General features: G+C 38.8%; 16 protein-coding genes. 7 read left to right on the top strand and 9 right to left on the bottom strand.

Translation table 11 applies throughout. The features are described 5' to 3' along the window. Positions 1 to 27 precede the first annotated feature (27 nt). Together WIW72_RS07635 and WIW72_RS07640 are read left to right on the top strand one after the other, a co-directional pair. Positions 28 to 1,008, top strand: coding sequence for an FAD-binding oxidoreductase (locus WIW72_RS07635; protein ID WP_337700240.1), 981 nt, complete (start codon positions 28 to 30; stop codon positions 1,006 to 1,008). Continuing rightward, positions 998 to 1,480 carry a hypothetical protein gene (locus tag WIW72_RS07640; RefSeq protein ID WP_337700237.1) on the top strand — a complete coding sequence of 161 codons (483 nt, stop codon included), beginning with the start codon at positions 998 to 1,000 and terminating at the stop codon, positions 1,478 to 1,480. Before WIW72_RS07635 ends, WIW72_RS07640 begins: the two co-directional genes overlap by 11 nt. On the opposite strand, the gene WIW72_RS07645 is transcribed toward WIW72_RS07640, so the two are convergent. Both WIW72_RS07645 and WIW72_RS07650 read right to left on the bottom strand, forming a co-directional pair. Then, complete coding sequence (locus tag WIW72_RS07645) at positions 1,477 to 2,406, bottom strand: 2-oxoacid:ferredoxin oxidoreductase subunit beta (RefSeq protein WP_337700235.1); 930 nt, start codon at positions 2,404 to 2,406, stop codon at positions 1,477 to 1,479. The genes WIW72_RS07640 and WIW72_RS07645 overlap by 4 nt on opposite strands. After that, entirely contained in the window at positions 2,393 to 4,276 is a 1,884-nt protein-coding gene (locus WIW72_RS07650) for a 2-oxoacid:ferredoxin oxidoreductase subunit alpha (protein WP_337700233.1), read from the bottom strand. Before WIW72_RS07650 ends, WIW72_RS07645 begins: the two co-directional genes overlap by 14 nt. 158 nt (positions 4,277 to 4,434) lie before the next feature. On the opposite strand from WIW72_RS07650, the gene WIW72_RS07655 reads away from it, so the two are divergent. Beyond that, a complete protein-coding gene (locus WIW72_RS07655; protein WP_337700232.1) occupies positions 4,435 to 6,528 on the top strand; it encodes a xanthine dehydrogenase family protein molybdopterin-binding subunit in 2,094 nt (697 codons plus the stop codon). Here the strand turns inward: WIW72_RS07655 and WIW72_RS07660 are convergent. Then, positions 6,514 to 7,353, bottom strand: coding sequence for a hypothetical protein (locus tag WIW72_RS07660; RefSeq protein ID WP_337700231.1), 840 nt, complete (start codon positions 7,351 to 7,353; stop codon positions 6,514 to 6,516). The two genes, WIW72_RS07655 and WIW72_RS07660, sit on opposite strands and share 15 nt — an antisense overlap. Positions 7,354 to 7,467: 114 nt before the next feature. Between WIW72_RS07660 and WIW72_RS07665 the strand changes: the two genes are divergently transcribed. Continuing rightward, a complete protein-coding gene (locus WIW72_RS07665) occupies positions 7,468 to 8,031 on the top strand; it encodes a hypothetical protein (RefSeq protein WP_337700230.1) in 564 nt (187 codons plus the stop codon). Between the two features lie 57 nt (positions 8,032 to 8,088). Here the strand turns inward: WIW72_RS07665 and WIW72_RS07670 are convergent, their stop codons facing one another. After that, positions 8,089 to 8,802: a carbon-nitrogen hydrolase family protein gene (locus WIW72_RS07670; protein ID WP_337700228.1), complete on the bottom strand. Its 714-nt coding sequence runs from the start codon at positions 8,800 to 8,802 to the stop codon at positions 8,089 to 8,091. Next, complete coding sequence (locus WIW72_RS07675) at positions 8,799 to 9,929, bottom strand: CBS domain-containing protein (RefSeq protein WP_337700528.1); 1,131 nt, start codon at positions 9,927 to 9,929, stop codon at positions 8,799 to 8,801. Before WIW72_RS07675 ends, WIW72_RS07670 begins: the two co-directional genes overlap by 4 nt. A gap of 50 nt (positions 9,930 to 9,979) precedes the next feature. Between WIW72_RS07675 and WIW72_RS07680 the strand changes: the two genes are divergently transcribed. Then, positions 9,980 to 11,023 carry an acetoin utilization protein AcuC gene (locus WIW72_RS07680; protein WP_337700227.1) on the top strand — a complete coding sequence of 348 codons (1,044 nt, stop codon included), beginning with the start codon at positions 9,980 to 9,982 and terminating at the stop codon, positions 11,021 to 11,023. Here WIW72_RS07680 and purT read toward each other — a convergent pair. Both purT and WIW72_RS07690 read right to left on the bottom strand, forming a co-directional pair. Further along, the gene (gene purT, locus WIW72_RS07685) at positions 11,018 to 12,214 is read right to left on the bottom strand and encodes a formate-dependent phosphoribosylglycinamide formyltransferase (RefSeq protein ID WP_337700226.1); all 1,197 of its coding nucleotides are present in this window, start codon (positions 12,212 to 12,214) and stop codon (positions 11,018 to 11,020) included. The two genes, WIW72_RS07680 and purT, sit on opposite strands and share 6 nt — an antisense overlap. Positions 12,215 to 12,272: 58 nt before the next feature. Beyond that, the gene (locus WIW72_RS07690; protein ID WP_337700225.1) at positions 12,273 to 12,878 is read right to left on the bottom strand and encodes a hypothetical protein; all 606 of its coding nucleotides are present in this window, start codon (positions 12,876 to 12,878) and stop codon (positions 12,273 to 12,275) included. Between the two features lie 49 nt (positions 12,879 to 12,927). Between WIW72_RS07690 and WIW72_RS07695 the strand changes: the two genes are divergently transcribed. Beyond that, positions 12,928 to 13,572, top strand: coding sequence for a phosphatidate cytidylyltransferase (locus tag WIW72_RS07695; protein ID WP_337700223.1), 645 nt, complete (start codon positions 12,928 to 12,930; stop codon positions 13,570 to 13,572). Here WIW72_RS07695 and WIW72_RS07700 read toward each other — a convergent pair. After that, entirely contained in the window at positions 13,546 to 14,211 is a 666-nt protein-coding gene (locus WIW72_RS07700; RefSeq protein WP_337700221.1) for a hypothetical protein, read from the bottom strand. The two genes, WIW72_RS07695 and WIW72_RS07700, sit on opposite strands and share 27 nt — an antisense overlap. A gap of 71 nt (positions 14,212 to 14,282) precedes the next feature. Between WIW72_RS07700 and WIW72_RS07705 the strand changes: the two genes are divergently transcribed. Further along, positions 14,283 to 14,723 (top strand): hypothetical protein, encoded by a 441-nt coding sequence (locus WIW72_RS07705; protein ID WP_337700220.1) that lies wholly within the window; start codon positions 14,283 to 14,285, stop codon positions 14,721 to 14,723. On the opposite strand, the gene WIW72_RS07710 is transcribed toward WIW72_RS07705, so the two are convergent. After that, entirely contained in the window at positions 14,720 to 15,709 is a 990-nt protein-coding gene (locus WIW72_RS07710) for an FAD-dependent oxidoreductase (RefSeq protein ID WP_337700219.1), read from the bottom strand. The genes WIW72_RS07705 and WIW72_RS07710 overlap by 4 nt on opposite strands. Positions 15,710 to 15,724: the final 15 nt, after the last annotated feature.

A 15,724-nucleotide genomic window follows, 5' to 3' on the forward strand; every position in this document is an offset into this window, starting at 1 on the left:
TATGGTTTAAAATGTTTATACACAATCATGAAATGTAAGGAATTGTTTGAACCTACAAGTTATGAAGAGATCTTAGAAATCGTAAGAAACGCTAATAATAGCGGTAAGAAAGTTCACGTTCTGGGACTGGGAACTCACCACGTAGTCGAAAAACCATTCGAAATTTGTATATCCACTATAAGGTTAAACAAGATCTTGGAAAGCTCCACTTCTGACCTCTACGTGTCTGTTCAAAGCGGGGTTAGATTCAACGATTTTCAAGAACATCTGTCCAGTAACAACTTGTTCTTTCCCGCGTTTTACGAAGGTACTATCGGCGGTCTGATATCAACTAATTTACCCTCACCGTTCTCCCTATGGTACCCTTATCCTAGAGACTTGATATTAGGGGCGAAAATAGTCACCGGTGACGGTAAATTAATAAAGAGCGGAGGAAAGACTACCAAGTTCTCCAGCGGTTACAAGATTTGGAAAGCTCTCTCGGGAGCCTTAGGAACCTTGGGTATTTACCTAGAACTTTATATCAAAGTTTTACCTAAACCCGAGAAAATAATATCAATAAAAGTCGACAGACCGGAAGATATTATACGAGAAAACCCATGGGGAATAGTGTCCTTTCTAGACTCTTCGAAGATCTCCACCTATGCAATTTTTGCAGGATTTTCAAGTTATATTGAAAAGATCTCAAAAAACTCAGAAGTAATAGAAGGCATTTTACCAACGGGTATGAATTGCGAGAGGATCTACGGGGTAGTTACAGCCAGAGGTGAAGAATTACAACTTTTAAAAAAATTCTCCTCTGGGATAGCGTTTTACGGAAGTGGATATGTTAGAACGTGTGACGAAAAAGCTCTTTCATTACGCAGTGAGGATTACACTGTAGTGATCGAAAAGGGGTGTAGAGATGGTGAGGATTGTTTGGGTTATTCTTATACCTCTCTAAGGTTACTGAAAAATTCATTAGATCCAAATCACGTTTTATGCTCGGGTATAGCTTTTGACTGTTGAAGAGTACTTCTTAAATTATAACGGCGAGAAGATTTTTGTAGTCCTACTAGGTTTTGCATCTAACAAGTACTACTTCTATTATCCGAAAGGCGATACGCTAGTAATTATTGATAGTGAAGGAAAAGTTGAAATGAAAGAAATATTAGAAGTAGTAGGCACAGCTCCAGCAGGGTTTAAGGTCGGAGAAGTAGTTGAACCTTGGGAGAAAGTCAAGGCAAGACCGGTAGTATGGAGAGTATTAGACAAAGAAATACAAGCTGATAACATTTACGCTGTTTATTCAACCTTTCAAGACTATAAGATTCTTGAAAGCTCCGTTCCAGATAGGTTAAAGTCGTTTTTCCTTAGAGATCAAGATCCATGGGAATATAAGGACTGGTGCTGTGTCATGATCGCCTCACAGAAAGACTTAACAAACTTGCCGCCTACTTTCAAAAAAATCTATTTAAAAAACGGAAAACTTGAGATCTAATTCTCTACTTTCTTCTCTTTCAGGATCTCGTCTATAAGGGTATTTAATTTACCGTCTATATCAATTGGTTGAGAGGAGGGGTAATACTGATAGTAAGAAGGTGCAGTTTGGCTAATTCTTTCCTCAAAAGATGGGATTGTTTCATTCTTATAGAATACTCCAATGGGTATCCTATCTCCCCACTCTAGACTCTTCTCTAATGCTTTCTTTAGCTTATCCTTGACCTCGTTCTCATTCCTCGCTACTGGATCCCAGTCAGACTGTTCCTCGAGTTTATACACCCTTTTGTCGTACCATTCCTTAGTGTTTATATCATTATATGTTGGACAAGGTTGAAGTACATCTATTACTGCTAAACCCTTGTGCTTTATAGCCATCTTTATCAATTCTTTGAGGTGTTTAACGTCATAGGCGTATCCCCTAGCCACGAAGGTGTACCCAGAGGATAATGCCAGGGATAGAGGGTTAATTGCATCGTTAATATTGGGCTTAGGTAACGACTTAGTCTTTATTCCTCTCAGAAGTGTAGGAGAGGCTTGCCCTTTTGTGAGACCATAAACGCCGTTATCGTGAATTATTACCGTAATATCGATATTTCTTCTTCCTGCTGAAACAAAATGACCGACTCCTATTCCCAGTAAGTCCCCGTCTCCGCCATTCACTATTACTTCCAGCGAAGGATTAGCAAGCTTGATTCCAGTTGCAAATGCTATTGCTCTACCATGTAGAGTATGGACTCCAGAGATTGGTAACCTCATGAAGTGCGGTAGTTTACCAGAACATCCGATTCCAGATACGATTACAACCCTTTCTAAATTTAGTCCTAGCTCCATTATTGCTTGCTGTTCAGCACTAAGTATGCCAAAATTACCGCAACCTGGACACCAGTCACTCCACTCAGGTTTGAACTGTTTAAGCGCCTCCATTTAAAACCACCTTTTTAACGTCCTCTTTAATGGTTTGCCTTAACGCACTTTCTAACTCGTCCTTCAGGAACGGCCTTCCATTCCACTTCAAAATATAGTTAGTAGGCATAATTCCAGTAAACATTGTTATGAGTTTTGAGGCTTGAGCTAAGTAATTTCCTTCAACAGCAATTATTTTTTCCTTATTACTGAGCATATTTGATACAAGCTTTGTAGGGAAAGGAGAGAACATTCTGAGTTGTAATATCAGAGCGTCAATGCTACTCTCGTTGATTACGTCTTCAAGGACTGAACCCGCAAATCCCCATGTAACTATGACGTTCTTGGAATCAGTATCTCCGAATACCTTAACTCTAGACTCTTCTGGAATTTCCCGGTCTGCTGTCTCGAGTTTTTTCATCCTTTTCTCATACATGAATAATCTGTTCTCAGGGTCTTCAGATATGTGACCCATCTCGTTATGTTCGTCTCCTGTATAATACATGAGAGCTCCTCCTAAAGGCGCTCTCGTTGATATTCCGTCAGATGTCAACACAAACCTACGATATGTGGGGTCTGCTCTATATACTATCTTACCCCTATCTGCTTTTAGCTCTTCTAACTTAAGTTCCTCCCTAGGTATTGTAGAATAGGAGTTAGCTAGAGTTTTCTCTATAAGGTGTATAACGGGAGTTTGATACCTTTCTGCCAGATTTAAAGCCCATATCGCGTCCCTAAACGCTTCCGCGTGGTCTCCAGAAGCTATTATTATTTTTGGGAATTCGCCGTGTCCCGCAAACATTGGGAATAGGAGATCCGATTGACCGGTTCTTGTAGGCAATCCCGTAGAGGGACCACCTCTTATATAATAGGTGATAACAACGGGCACTTCATTCATCCCTGCCCATCCTAAACCCTCAATCATTAATGAGAATCCTGGCCCAGACGTTGCAGTTGCTGATCTTACACCTGCTAATGCAGCCCCTATTGCCATGTTAACCGCGGATATTTCGTCTTCAGCCTGGACAACTACTACAGTACCTTTAATTTTATCGCCAGTCTTTGGATCTGTCATCAGAACCTCTTGATGAGCTTCTATAAACGTGCTTTCATCCGAGGCAGGGGTAATAGGATAATATGACTGGAATCTGAGGCCACCGTATATTTTTCCTATTGCCACTGCTGTGTTCCCATCCAACCAATATCTCTCACTATTGGTCTTCAACGTTCTAAGGTTATAGACCGAGTCTGTTAGCGAAGAACCTTCCTCTATAGCTCTTGCGTTTAATTTCCTAAAAAGCTCCTGCTTAAACGTTCTATCACTCGCTTTGATTAAAATCTCTTGTTCTAATCCCAAGAGCTTGTAAGAAACAGCTATTCCTATAGTGTTTTTGACCCTCTCTACAACAGATAAGGGAAGCTTAAACTCGTCGGCGATTTTCTTAGTTATCTCTTCATAATTCACTGGTATTAACTTAACTCCTTTTTCTTGGGCTACCTTAAGAACAGAATATACTGTCACTTCTTGAGAGTCTATGCGAAGAGACCTTCTTATTCTATCCTTAGTTTCTTCCTCCATTGCCTGAATAGAATCTAACTTAACATTTTCTACGGACTTATTGTATATCAAATAAGATGTAACGTCTGTAAAGTGATGAAATATTGTTTCCGCGTCAAAGGATACAAGGATATCTACCTTTTGTGTATTGCTCTTTACTCTCTTATCTGAAATCGTTAGCGTGAAGTAACTATGCCTACCTTTTATGTTAGAATAATACTCTCTGTTTCCGAATACATAATACCCAGCTGAGGCTATGGCATTACCGAAAACAGTAGCAGATGTATCAATCCCAGTACCTTGTGCTCCTCCAATCATCCATGTTAATCTCATACCATCTTATAGTATCGATATTCCAGAATATAAATAATTTTGTAAATCAAACTAAACAATTGTTGAAAAATAAAAATTCTTTAAATAATTCTATTTATCTCGTGTGGAATAGATCGATTAAAACAATGCTTTAAATACATTAGCACATTTACTTACACATGAGACGAAACGACGTATTAGATTTGCTTACAGGAAAAGGAAATTACGTAGACGATATACCGTATAAAGGTTATTTCGGTGTTTTCGTAAGGAGTCCATATCCCCATGCCAGAATTCTCAAGATAGATACAGAGGAAGTGATAAGGAAAGGAGGGCTCGTATTTACTGCAAAAGATCTCTATTTTAGTAAAGGCGAAAAAGGAGAGAATGAAGGCTCTGCACTCTTGACTCTACCCTTGGCTTTCAACAAAGTAAGATACGAAGGAGAGCCTATAGCACTTATCATAGCCGAAGATCCCTATAAAGCACAAGACCTTGCGGACTTGGTTAACATTGACTATGAAGTTTTACAACCGGTTTCTAATGTAGAGGAAGCGTTAAAGAATGAAGTACTGGTTTTCGAGGAGCTCAAGACTAATGTGGTATACGAAAAGACTTTGGAATACGGCACTATTCCTTTTGGCGACAAGGAGTTAGATTTAGACCTTTATTGGTCTAGGTCTTCGGGAAACCCTATAGAGACCTTTGGTGCAATAGTGTACCCAGACGGAACTGTTTACTCTAATGCTCAAGCTCCAAAATTTTTGGCTGAAGAAATTAGCAAAACAAGCGGAAGAAAAGTCAAACTAGTACCTCTCAGGGCCGGAGGTAGTTTTGGCTCAAAGTTTTCATTAGCACCTTACATTTCCGTACTAGTCCAGGCTTCGGCTAAATTTAACGTACCTATAAAATGGATAGAGACCAGAACTGAGCACTTAAAGGCATCTAACAGTTCAGGACCAGAAAGGACTTTCAAAATAAAAGTATACTATGAAGAGAACGGGTTAATAACGGGGTTAGACTTTACCGTGTTTGAAGACATAGGTGCTAGCTTGTATAACGGACAAGCTTTCAAGCCTTCTGGTATTTTAGCTGGGCCTTACAAAATAAGAAACATCAGATACAGTGCTAAACTTATAGCAACTAACAAAAATCCGCCAGGAGCATTTAGAGGAGCTGGCACCCCACCCCACACTTGGGCTTTAGAAAGGATAATGGACACATTAGCGGAAGAGCTTGGAATAAGCAAGAGCGACATCAGAAAGAAGAACTTCATCGACAGTTTCCCATATGAGGCTCCTTACACCCTATATGACTCAGGAGATCCGAATAGACTGTTATCTTTAGCCCTCGAAAGAACTGACTTATGGAACTTAAGAGAGAAGGGTTACGGTATTGGGTTGGCTTGTTCTACCGATCCTAGCACTCCATCAGGAACAGAAGGTGTTAAGATGGAGGTCAGAAACGGTAAAGTAGTCGTAAAAGTCGGTTACAGTCCGGAAGGACAAGGGAACGAACATACGGCTGTAAAGCTAGTCTCACAGTTTTTAGGTATACCAGCAGAACTAGTTACCGTAGAAACGATTGACAGCGACTCCTCTCCCCCTTCATTTGGCCCCGGAGGAAGCAGGATGGCAGTCTTTATGGCTGGTGCAATAAAGGGCGCTGTTGAGGAGCTGGTAAAGGTGATTTCCCAAAGGATAAGGAAGGAGTACGGAGAGGAAGTCGAGTTCTCAAATGGTTACTTCATCACTAAAAACGGAGATAGGCTACACATTTCCAAGTTTGATGGAACAGAGGTAACGTACACATTTAACCACCAAGGGAAGTACAGATTTACAGCTTATCCGTTCGCATGTGATATAGCAGTTGTTAAAGTGGATAGGGAAACTGGGCTAATTAAACCAGTAAAATTGATAGTATATATAGACCCGGGTACCCCTATTGACGAAGAGTTAGTTAAAGAGCAAGTAATAGGAGGTTCGGCTATTGGGGTTTCGCTTGCGTTATATGAGGCATACAAGTACGGGAAACAAGGTGAATTACTCACTACTTCATTAATAGATTACGGACTTCCGTCAGCGTTAGATTTGCCAGAATTTGAGATTAATATAGTTCCAACACCATCACCTTATACTCCGTTAGGTGCAAAAGGTATAGGAGAGATCCCAGTGGGAGTAGCAGCTGCTGCAATTACGAGTGCAGTTGAAGACCTAACAAGTAAGAAAATAAGAAGTGTACCTATTGACAAGGAAATACTATATACCGGGTAATTTGTAAATGATACCGTTTATTATAGACTCTGCGTCAAGTTTTTTATCGACCTTATAATCGTAGAATAGTTCAGCCTTACTCTGAGGATCGATTGTATTCCCGTTAATCACTTCTTCCTTACTTGCCTTCCCTGATATGATCTCGTATTCTAGGTTTTCTCCATTACGTGTAATTTTCACTCTATTAATCCACGGATATACGTTGTTTGCAATTACTGCTGCGAGAAGATATGTATCTAAGGTTGGGGCTAGATTGACAATCACTTGCTCCTTAGACTGAAGAACTTCAGAAGTGTTACGAAAATCGGTAAATATGTTTCTCTTCCTTTCATAGTTAATCACTACTCCATTTTCGAATTCAACTATTGTGTCGTCCTCATTCTGAGTGTTTATTTTCTGTTCAAGTTCACTAAAGGTAGTATGGGGCATAAAGGTGAATCTAACTTTACCTCTGAGGATTATAGCTCTAGGTGGAACCCAATTATTTCTCACAATTGTGACTTCCACATTATCTATTGGAACTGCATAATAAATATATTGAATATATTTTTTGTTTATTATTTTATCTTTTACACTTGTTAGCTTTTGTTCGTCTTCAACTAGAATTTTAACTGCTTCTTGAATAAACTTTTCTCTATTGAATTTATTTTCCTGAAATAATTTACCGAGTTTATTATCTAATTTTTTGATTAAATTTCGTAACAATCTATCCTCAAGATAAAATGTAATAATTGGCTGTAAATCTAATTTATTTGAAAATTCAATAGTTTTCTCAACTAAATTTTTAATTTCATTTTTTGAGCTTAAAACACTTAATGATTTCACACCAAACTCTCATAGCGGAAAAATATATTATTTCTGTATCTGAAACACTATGAAACAGTTTTTAACCTATGACATCCTAATAAGGGTGAAACACGAAGTATGTTATGACCAAAAATGAAACCACTACTCCTCTTACTACTAATAGTGACAAGTGCCGCAGCGACTGGTGTAATGCTAGCTGGAATGCATGGCTACGGACCGCTATCATATATATCATATAACGTAATACAAACTAATAATAATAGTAATAATAATACTGAAATAATTCCTGCATACATAAATCTAGGCAATATAACAGCTGGTGAAACGGGAACAGTATCTGCAAACGCTACTCTTGTAATTTCATCTAATGGAACTTATGAAATAGAGCTATTACACACAGAAAAACTGTCTAAAGTGTTCTCCTCGTTCAATGTCACGATAAACATCGGAAACACTACATTAACTTTAACTTTACATCATGACGATCAGGAACTCAACTTAACAGCCGGTAAGTATAATGTAATAATAACGATACATTACAAAGTGGCTGATAACCCACACGGAGACTTGCGTGTAAATAACGAGCCTCTACTATTAATTCATCCTCATGGAGACCACGACCATGGACACGACCATTCACAGGATAATTCGCCATCAACTGATAATTCGCCAGACACATTCACTGAAGATAGTTGAAAATTCAATTAAATCCTAAATAGTTTTTATTTTTTAATGATTATATCTCTAGAGAATTCAAATTTCGTTTATTTCAAAATTAGAGTACTCCTTTAGTCTGTTTACTCTTAAATCCATATAATGAAGCGGGTTTATGTCAACTAACAGGAAGTTTTCAGAAGACCCCATTTCTGCAACTTTTTCAGCGTATACATATTTACCTCTTTTCACGGGAACATATACCACACTTTCGCCTGGGTATTCTGGTAACTGTAAAGCGTTAGCGTTGACAATTGCTAATCTATTTTCGAGTACTCTAACTCTAAGATAATCCCTCCAAAGTTCCAACCCATCCTGAGGAATCTTCGATGGAACTAGCACTACTTCGACGCCCTTTACGAACATCTGCCTTATTACTTCAGGAAAGTCAACGTCGTAGCATATGACTATACCTATTTTTACACCTCTATATGTAAATATAATCGTCGAAGACCCGGGAAAAAGTCTGTTTTTTTCGTCTTCATAAAGATGTATCTTTTTAGCTATTCCTTTTACTTCACCGTTAGGGTCTATGACAGGTGAAATAATTGAGACACCGTCTTCTACGGCTCCAGGTATCACATAAGACGTGTACTTTTTAGCAAGTCGTTGGAAATCCACTAAAGGTACATCGTCTAAGTGCTTAGTCCATTTCTCAGGCAACAACACTATTTCTGCTCCCGCCTTCAGTGCTTCCTCAGTAAGTTGTACTGCTGAGAAAGTACTAGTAGGCTGAACTATTGCAAATTTCAACTCTCCTCTGCCTTTGGTTTCCTTCTAGTGGTCTCCATTTTTCTTAATTCCTTCTGAACTCTTTCTTCTAACCTTTCAACTGCTTTTCTTACGGCAGTTACCGGATCCCAATCACTGTCCTTAGTTACGAAGTCGCCTACTTTTGTTACAGCTCTAGCTGTTACTTGATATAGCTTCTTACCTTCACTCTTGGACTCCTCTTTAAACGTCACTTTAAAGTTTATAATGTCCGTGAGTTTCTCTAATCTCGAAAGGTACCTCTCTAATATACCATCTATGAGAGCTTTCATATTCCCTTGTTTTAATTCACTTGTCAATCTTGCCTCAATAGGTATCTCCATCTGATACTTTTTAGCGATGATGGCTATTGCGTCAATACCACTAAACATACCTACTAAATATTCCCCTTCTAGAACCGGCATTCCAGATATCTTCTTAGACAACATTGTCTCTATAGCCTTTTCTACAATATCGTCACCTTTTGCGGTTATAACTGGGTAATTCATTATCTCCTTTACGGGTAATGCCATCAACCTCTCTTCCTCTGTGAGGATTGAGGATTTTTTCTTACCCCCACTACTGTAAAGCCTATCTACAATATCCTTAGCGGAAATGATTCCAGAAACTTTCTTTTCTTCCACTACTGGTAACTTAGTCACGTTGTTATTACTCATAAGCCATCTAGCTCTTGCTACCGAATCTTCAGCATTAACAGTTATAACTGGTGAGTTCATGTATTCTCTAACCTTTGCTTTCGCAAAGTCACCACTACCTAAGAAATATGAGAGTAATCTCTCCCTAGTGATTATACCCACTAATCTTTTCTTATCATCAACAACTGGAATAGCCCTAGCCTTAGCCGTGTAGAACTTAGCCACTACTTTCTGAATATCGTCTTTTTCGCTTACCGAAAGTAAAGGACTCATAAGGTTTATTACTTTAGACTCGGGACTGATCCTTTTTCTTAGGAGATCATTATAACTTAAAATCCCCACGACTTCTTTCTCTCTAATTACGGGTACTACCCACTGATTATTTTCCCTCATCTTACTTACTATTTCCCTTATCCTATCGTTGTAAGTTGCTACTACCTTCGGTTCCTCGATTAATTCTTTTATACTCATCATGGAAAAATCCAGTTCTACACTTATATAGTTTTTCAACGTAGATAATTGTAATGCACAAGACGGCATTCGTATGGGATGATCGTTATTTGGACTATTCTTTCCCTGGGATTCATCCTTTCAAATCACTCCGTGAATCAATGACGAAAAAAATACTTGAAGAAAGAGGTGCATTTCACTATATAGATCTCGTAAAACCGGACATTATACCCGAGGAATTGTTGTACAAAGTTCACTCAAAGGAATATGTTGAGTTTGTGAAGAAAAAGAGTGAAGAAGGAAGAGGATATTTAGATGACGGTGATACACCGGCATTTAAAGGTATATTTGAATCCGCTTTGGTTAGGGTTAGTGGTACTGTGACCGCCGTAAAATTACTTGATAGATATGATCACACGATAAATATAGGCGGAGGATTCCACCACGCGAAATACACTTCAGCTTCCGGATTTTGTGTATTTAATGATGTAGCCTTAGGGATAAAAATAGCCGAGGAAAAATTCAACAGAATAGCTCTAGTAGATATAGACGGTCATCATGGTGATGGGACACAGATACTTCTTGCAAATGATCCTAAAGTCCTTAAAATATCCCTTCACATGTACCATAAGGGCTTCTTCCCCGGTTCTGGAGACGTTGACGAAATAGGAGAAGGAGATGCAAAAGGGTTGACTATGAATATTCCTCTACCACCCGGGACTGCAGACGATATGTATTTATATGCATTCAACCAAGTTGTGGTACCTAAGCTAAATGGGTATAAACCGGATCTAATTGTAATCCTGAACGGGGGAGACTCGCACTTTACTGATCCTTTAGTTGAGTTAAAACTATCTAACAAAGGTTATTTAGACTTGATTAGAACTCTCCACAAGCTTGCTCATGATTATGATGCTAAGATTGTTATGACCGGAGGTGGAGGTTATAATTACGAGTCAACGGCAAAAATATGGGCATTATCTACAGCGGAGTTAGCAAATTTAGACTTCACGGAGTTCTTGGAACTTGAGGATTGTTGTTACTTAGCCTCATCAGAATTCGTGAAGAAAAGAGTAGAGGAGATAGTAGAAAAAATAAAGAAAATTCATGGATTATGATACTAGTATAAGTGACGAAGCCTTTCTAACTTTCTCTTTAGCCTCCTCTACATCCTTACCAGTAGCTAGGACAACGCCCATTCTCCTCTTATAGTAAGTAGAGGGTTTTCCGAAGAGTCTTATTTGAACACCAGGAATTTCTAGAGCTTTCTCCACATTAATGAATTTAGGGTCCCACTTTTCATTATTAGCCAAAATAACGTGAGCTGCTGCAGGTGTTACTAACTTGACCTCTGGAGTTGGAAGTCCTATTGCACTTCTCACGTGGATTTGAAACTCGTTAATATCTAGGCTTGCCATCGTCACTAGCCCAGTATCATGGGGTCTTGGAGATACTTCACTGAAGAGAACTCTATTACCGCTAATAAGTATCTCTACACCGAATATACCGAAACCGCCTAGCTCGTCAACAACTCTCATTGCATATTCTCTAGCTCTGGCTGCTACGTCCTCTGGAACAGTTGAGGGATGCCATGATTCAACGTAGTAATATACGTCTTTAGGTCTCTGATGTTCTATCGGAGGTAAAGTCTTCGTCTGAACTCCACCGTCAATCAATGGGTACCTATATGTAAGTACTGTAAGCTCTCTATCAATGTTTATGAACTCCTCGACTATAACTTTACTACTTTTTCCTCTGGCATGAGTTAATGCCTCCTTAAACTTTTCCTCGACTTCAGATTCACTATATATTACTTCATGACCATGCCCGCTTGAGCTCATCTCAGGTTTTATTATACATGGATAGCCTATGTCCTTACAGGCTTTTTTAACCTCCTCTGACGTCTCGGCAAAGGCATAAGCAGTAGTAGGCACTTTTACCTTCTCAGCAGCCAACATTCTAAGGTCTAGTCTGTTCATACAGATCTTCACGGCTCTAGCGTTAGGAATTACTCTAAAACCCTCTTGTTCTAGATCCAGCAATGCGTCAGTATTAATTGCCTCTATTTCAGTAATTATAGCGTCTGGATGTTCTTTTTTAATTATACTCCTTATTGCATTACCATCTAACATGTTCACTACATACTTTCTGTGAGCCACATGCATCGCAGGTGCCATATCATATCTGTCCACTACTACGGTCTCTAAACCCATCCTCTGGGCTTCTATCACCATTTCTTTACCCAGTTCTCCTCCGCCAAGCCAGAGGAGTTTTTTTGCACCTTCGAGAAGAGGCGTACCTATTTCCATACCCTCTCTTTACTTACTGAATTTAAAAATTCACCTATTAGCATAGGTAGATATTTACTTAACTAATTAAACCCCTTATATATCTCACTACCCTCTCATAGTCCTTTAAAAAGTAGTTAAAACAAACCCACCTTGAGGTCTTGCATTTGCCAGCCCAAGGGAAAACTATAACACCTTTCGAATATCTTCTCTCGTAGTCCCTAATTTGTTCTAACTCGTAAAGTCCCACCTTTGCTTCTACCACTACCTTATCTTCAACTAACATGTCCGGGGTATTATGGAATGTTAAACCCAGTTTGGGTAATGACATAATTCCCGAGTTTTTGTACCTCTTAACGTTAAAGTAAGAGGATAAGACGGAATATACATATTCCTCAAATACGTAACCGGCAAGTTGATTCAGTTTTAGTATTCTTATCTTAGGATCAGGAAAAGCTAAGGCATAATTTTCGTCAACATCGAATCCCGTAGCTTTCTCGAGTTCTTTTAATTTATTCAGGTGGGGTATTTCGTTTCCAAATAACTTGAACTTCACATCTTTTAGTTCTAAACCGCTATTACGATCGTAAACCTTGATAAGAAAGTTACTTACTATTACTATGACGTCTCCTTCTTGGGAAGGTAATAGGTAATCTCCAATCCTCTTATACAAAAAGACTTGCACAAGTAAGAATAGCTGAACTTATAATTTAATGTAACAGCTTTCATTATTGATGTTATTAACGATAAGAGACGTTGAATGGGGTATTGCATTAACAATATGGGTAGCTACTGTCACTCTTTACATATCAAAACTCATTAGCAAAATTACAACGACCTATGTTGCTAGAAAAGTAATACACATGTTAGGAGGAGGTGTTGTAGCCGTACTTGCACCTTTTGTTTTCACCTCTCCACTTGTCCCTATTATAGCATCTTACGTTCTGATGGCATACTTAATATTTCACAGAGCGAAGAAAAACTACCTTAACTGGTTTCAGGATGAAGGAAATAGAGGCGAAGTTTACTATACTCTCTCTTTCGGAACATTACTCTTGATTATGGAATTTCTCGATCACGATTACTGGTTAACTAAAGACGTATTCATTCCCTTGTTACCAATTTATTACATGTCTTTCGGAGACGGTGTAACTGGAATTATCCGCAATTACGTGTACAAGAGGAGAGTGAAGGGACTTTGGGGAAGTGTAGGAATGGCTATCGTGTGTGTTCCTCTGGGTTATTACTTTTTCGGTATATACGGTGCAATATCTGGAGTAATAGCTACGCTAGTTGAGATCGCGCCTTTTTTGGACGATAACATAGGAGTGCCTTTTATATCCTTTGCCTTCTTATACTTGGCTATAAAAGTGTTTTAACGTGGAGAAATTCTTTATATCAATCACTTTTACGTCTAATGATTTAGTGTTTATAGTTATTATACCGTTAATCTTACTCGTCTTAACGTCGTCAAGAGTTACATCAGGAGATTTACTGTATTTCCTTATTAAGAACATTACTTTCCTGATATCGTCCTCCTTCCTTTCTTCTGGAGGGATTAATAGTGGCTCTGGAATTGGGGGTATGTAAAAGGAAGGAACGGCTATATAAAACTCGTGACCAACATTGCTATACCTAGCTGTTTTCAATGCTAATCTACCCATAAGAAATTCCTCAGCTGAAATAGCGTTGGTGGGAGGTACGTAACCTGTTTCGACTTCAATTGAAATATCTATTCCCTTTATTGCATATATATCTACTATACCACCCGCTACTTCTACTTCCGCATAAACTTTAAACCCTTGATTTAAGAGGTGGGCGGCCAATATGATCTCTAAAACGGAGTGATTTATATTCAATACTCCAGTCCTATGAAGACCAATAATTTTCTTCACAATATCGTCAAGACCATAAAGAGTACCATACTTATCAATTACCTTCTTCTGAACTGAGGTAATATCCCTAACGTAATCCATTTTCATATCCAACCCTCTCTCAGTCAGGGAAGCGGTCTTCATCAGCTCTGTAAACCGTCACATCATCATTATTTAGAATCAAATTTATCACACTGGGTATATAAAGAGTTATTATGTTAAGCTGGATATTAGGCTCTCCTGCACCTCCTTGGCATTACCTAAGGGACATGTTTGAAGATTACAGAAACGTAGCCGTTTATCTAGATACCAAGGGAAAAGTAGAGTTAGTAAAAGTTAGTGATCTCGATGAGTTTCACACTCCTACTTCTGTATTAGTAAACGGGTACTATTTGTTGACGCTGAAGCCCTACTACATCAAAATGAAGAAATTTGTAGCTTTTCCTACAACGAGATTAAAAGTAGTTAAAGAACTCTTAAAAAACTACGGTTGGAGAGCTATGGAATTTTATTACGGGGAGCAGTTCTTAAACGCGTGGGTAGTATATGACTGTGAAGGCTGTGAAGAAAGACAAAGGCTCCATTTAGAAGTAAACGAAGAAGAACTAAAGGATGAGGAGTTGATAAAAAAACACCTTGACATATATAGAAGTTAGAATTCATGAGGCTCTTTACTTATCTTAAATTCTGTTACTCCGTTAAATCTGGACGCGGAATAATCCTTGTCTTCCTCCCCCTGTATAATGAAACGGAAGAGGAGCCTCGCCAGCCCTGGACCTACCTCTGCTCCGTATCCGTTAAGGCCCCCTATGTAATATATCTTATCGGTGAGTTGACCGTAAACTGGTCTCATATCTGGAGTTCCCTCACAGTAACCTTCCCCTTTATAGAACGGTACAAGGGGTCCTAACCTTTTACCCGCAGCTTCTACGGCCCTTTTGTCACCAGCTTGTGGTGTAAATGGAGAACACTCAATGGTATCGCCGTCTCCTATTATGGTAAGGAAAGAACCAATTCCTAGTACCGGTCTCGAATAAAACCCGAGTTCGTAGTCGTATATGAATACTTTATCTAACTCTCTTTTTGGAGTAAGAACAGCCCAAGCCCAACAATAGTAGCTCTTAAGAGGAAGTTTAAAACTTGTAGATACCGAGTTCCATGCACCAGAAGATAATATTATGATGTCAAATTTCCCACTAACCTCTTTCTCTTTGTTAACGAAAATCCTACCCTTAGCGTCCACATATGCATTACCATAAGAATAAGGGACAGAGTCTACGAAGTTTTTGACACCAACAAGTCTGTCAGTCTTCTTACCCTCTATGGCTGAGGTATTCAACCAGTCCACGTATAATTCTCTAACTTCAAAGCCCCTCGTTAACCAATCGTCGAATACCTCTGAAGGTATTTTCCCTATAGTATAAGAGGGATACGAAAACAAAGGTACGTTATGAGATCGATAGAAATCCAGTGAATCTAAAGCTAAATCTATGTCCTTCCCACGAAGTAATAAAGAATGAATCAGGGTAGGATAAAATTTCCTAAAGCCCGACTCTATTACGTAGACTTGGTGTCCTTTTTCCCTGAATAGATAATATAATGTGCTACCAGTTATTCCTCTTCCTATGATTAATATTTTCACAAGATTTAAAGACTG

The sequence above is a fragment of the Stygiolobus sp. CP859M genome (assembly GCF_037389975.1).
Lineage (GTDB): Archaea > Thermoproteota > Thermoprotei_A > Sulfolobales > Sulfolobaceae > Stygiolobus.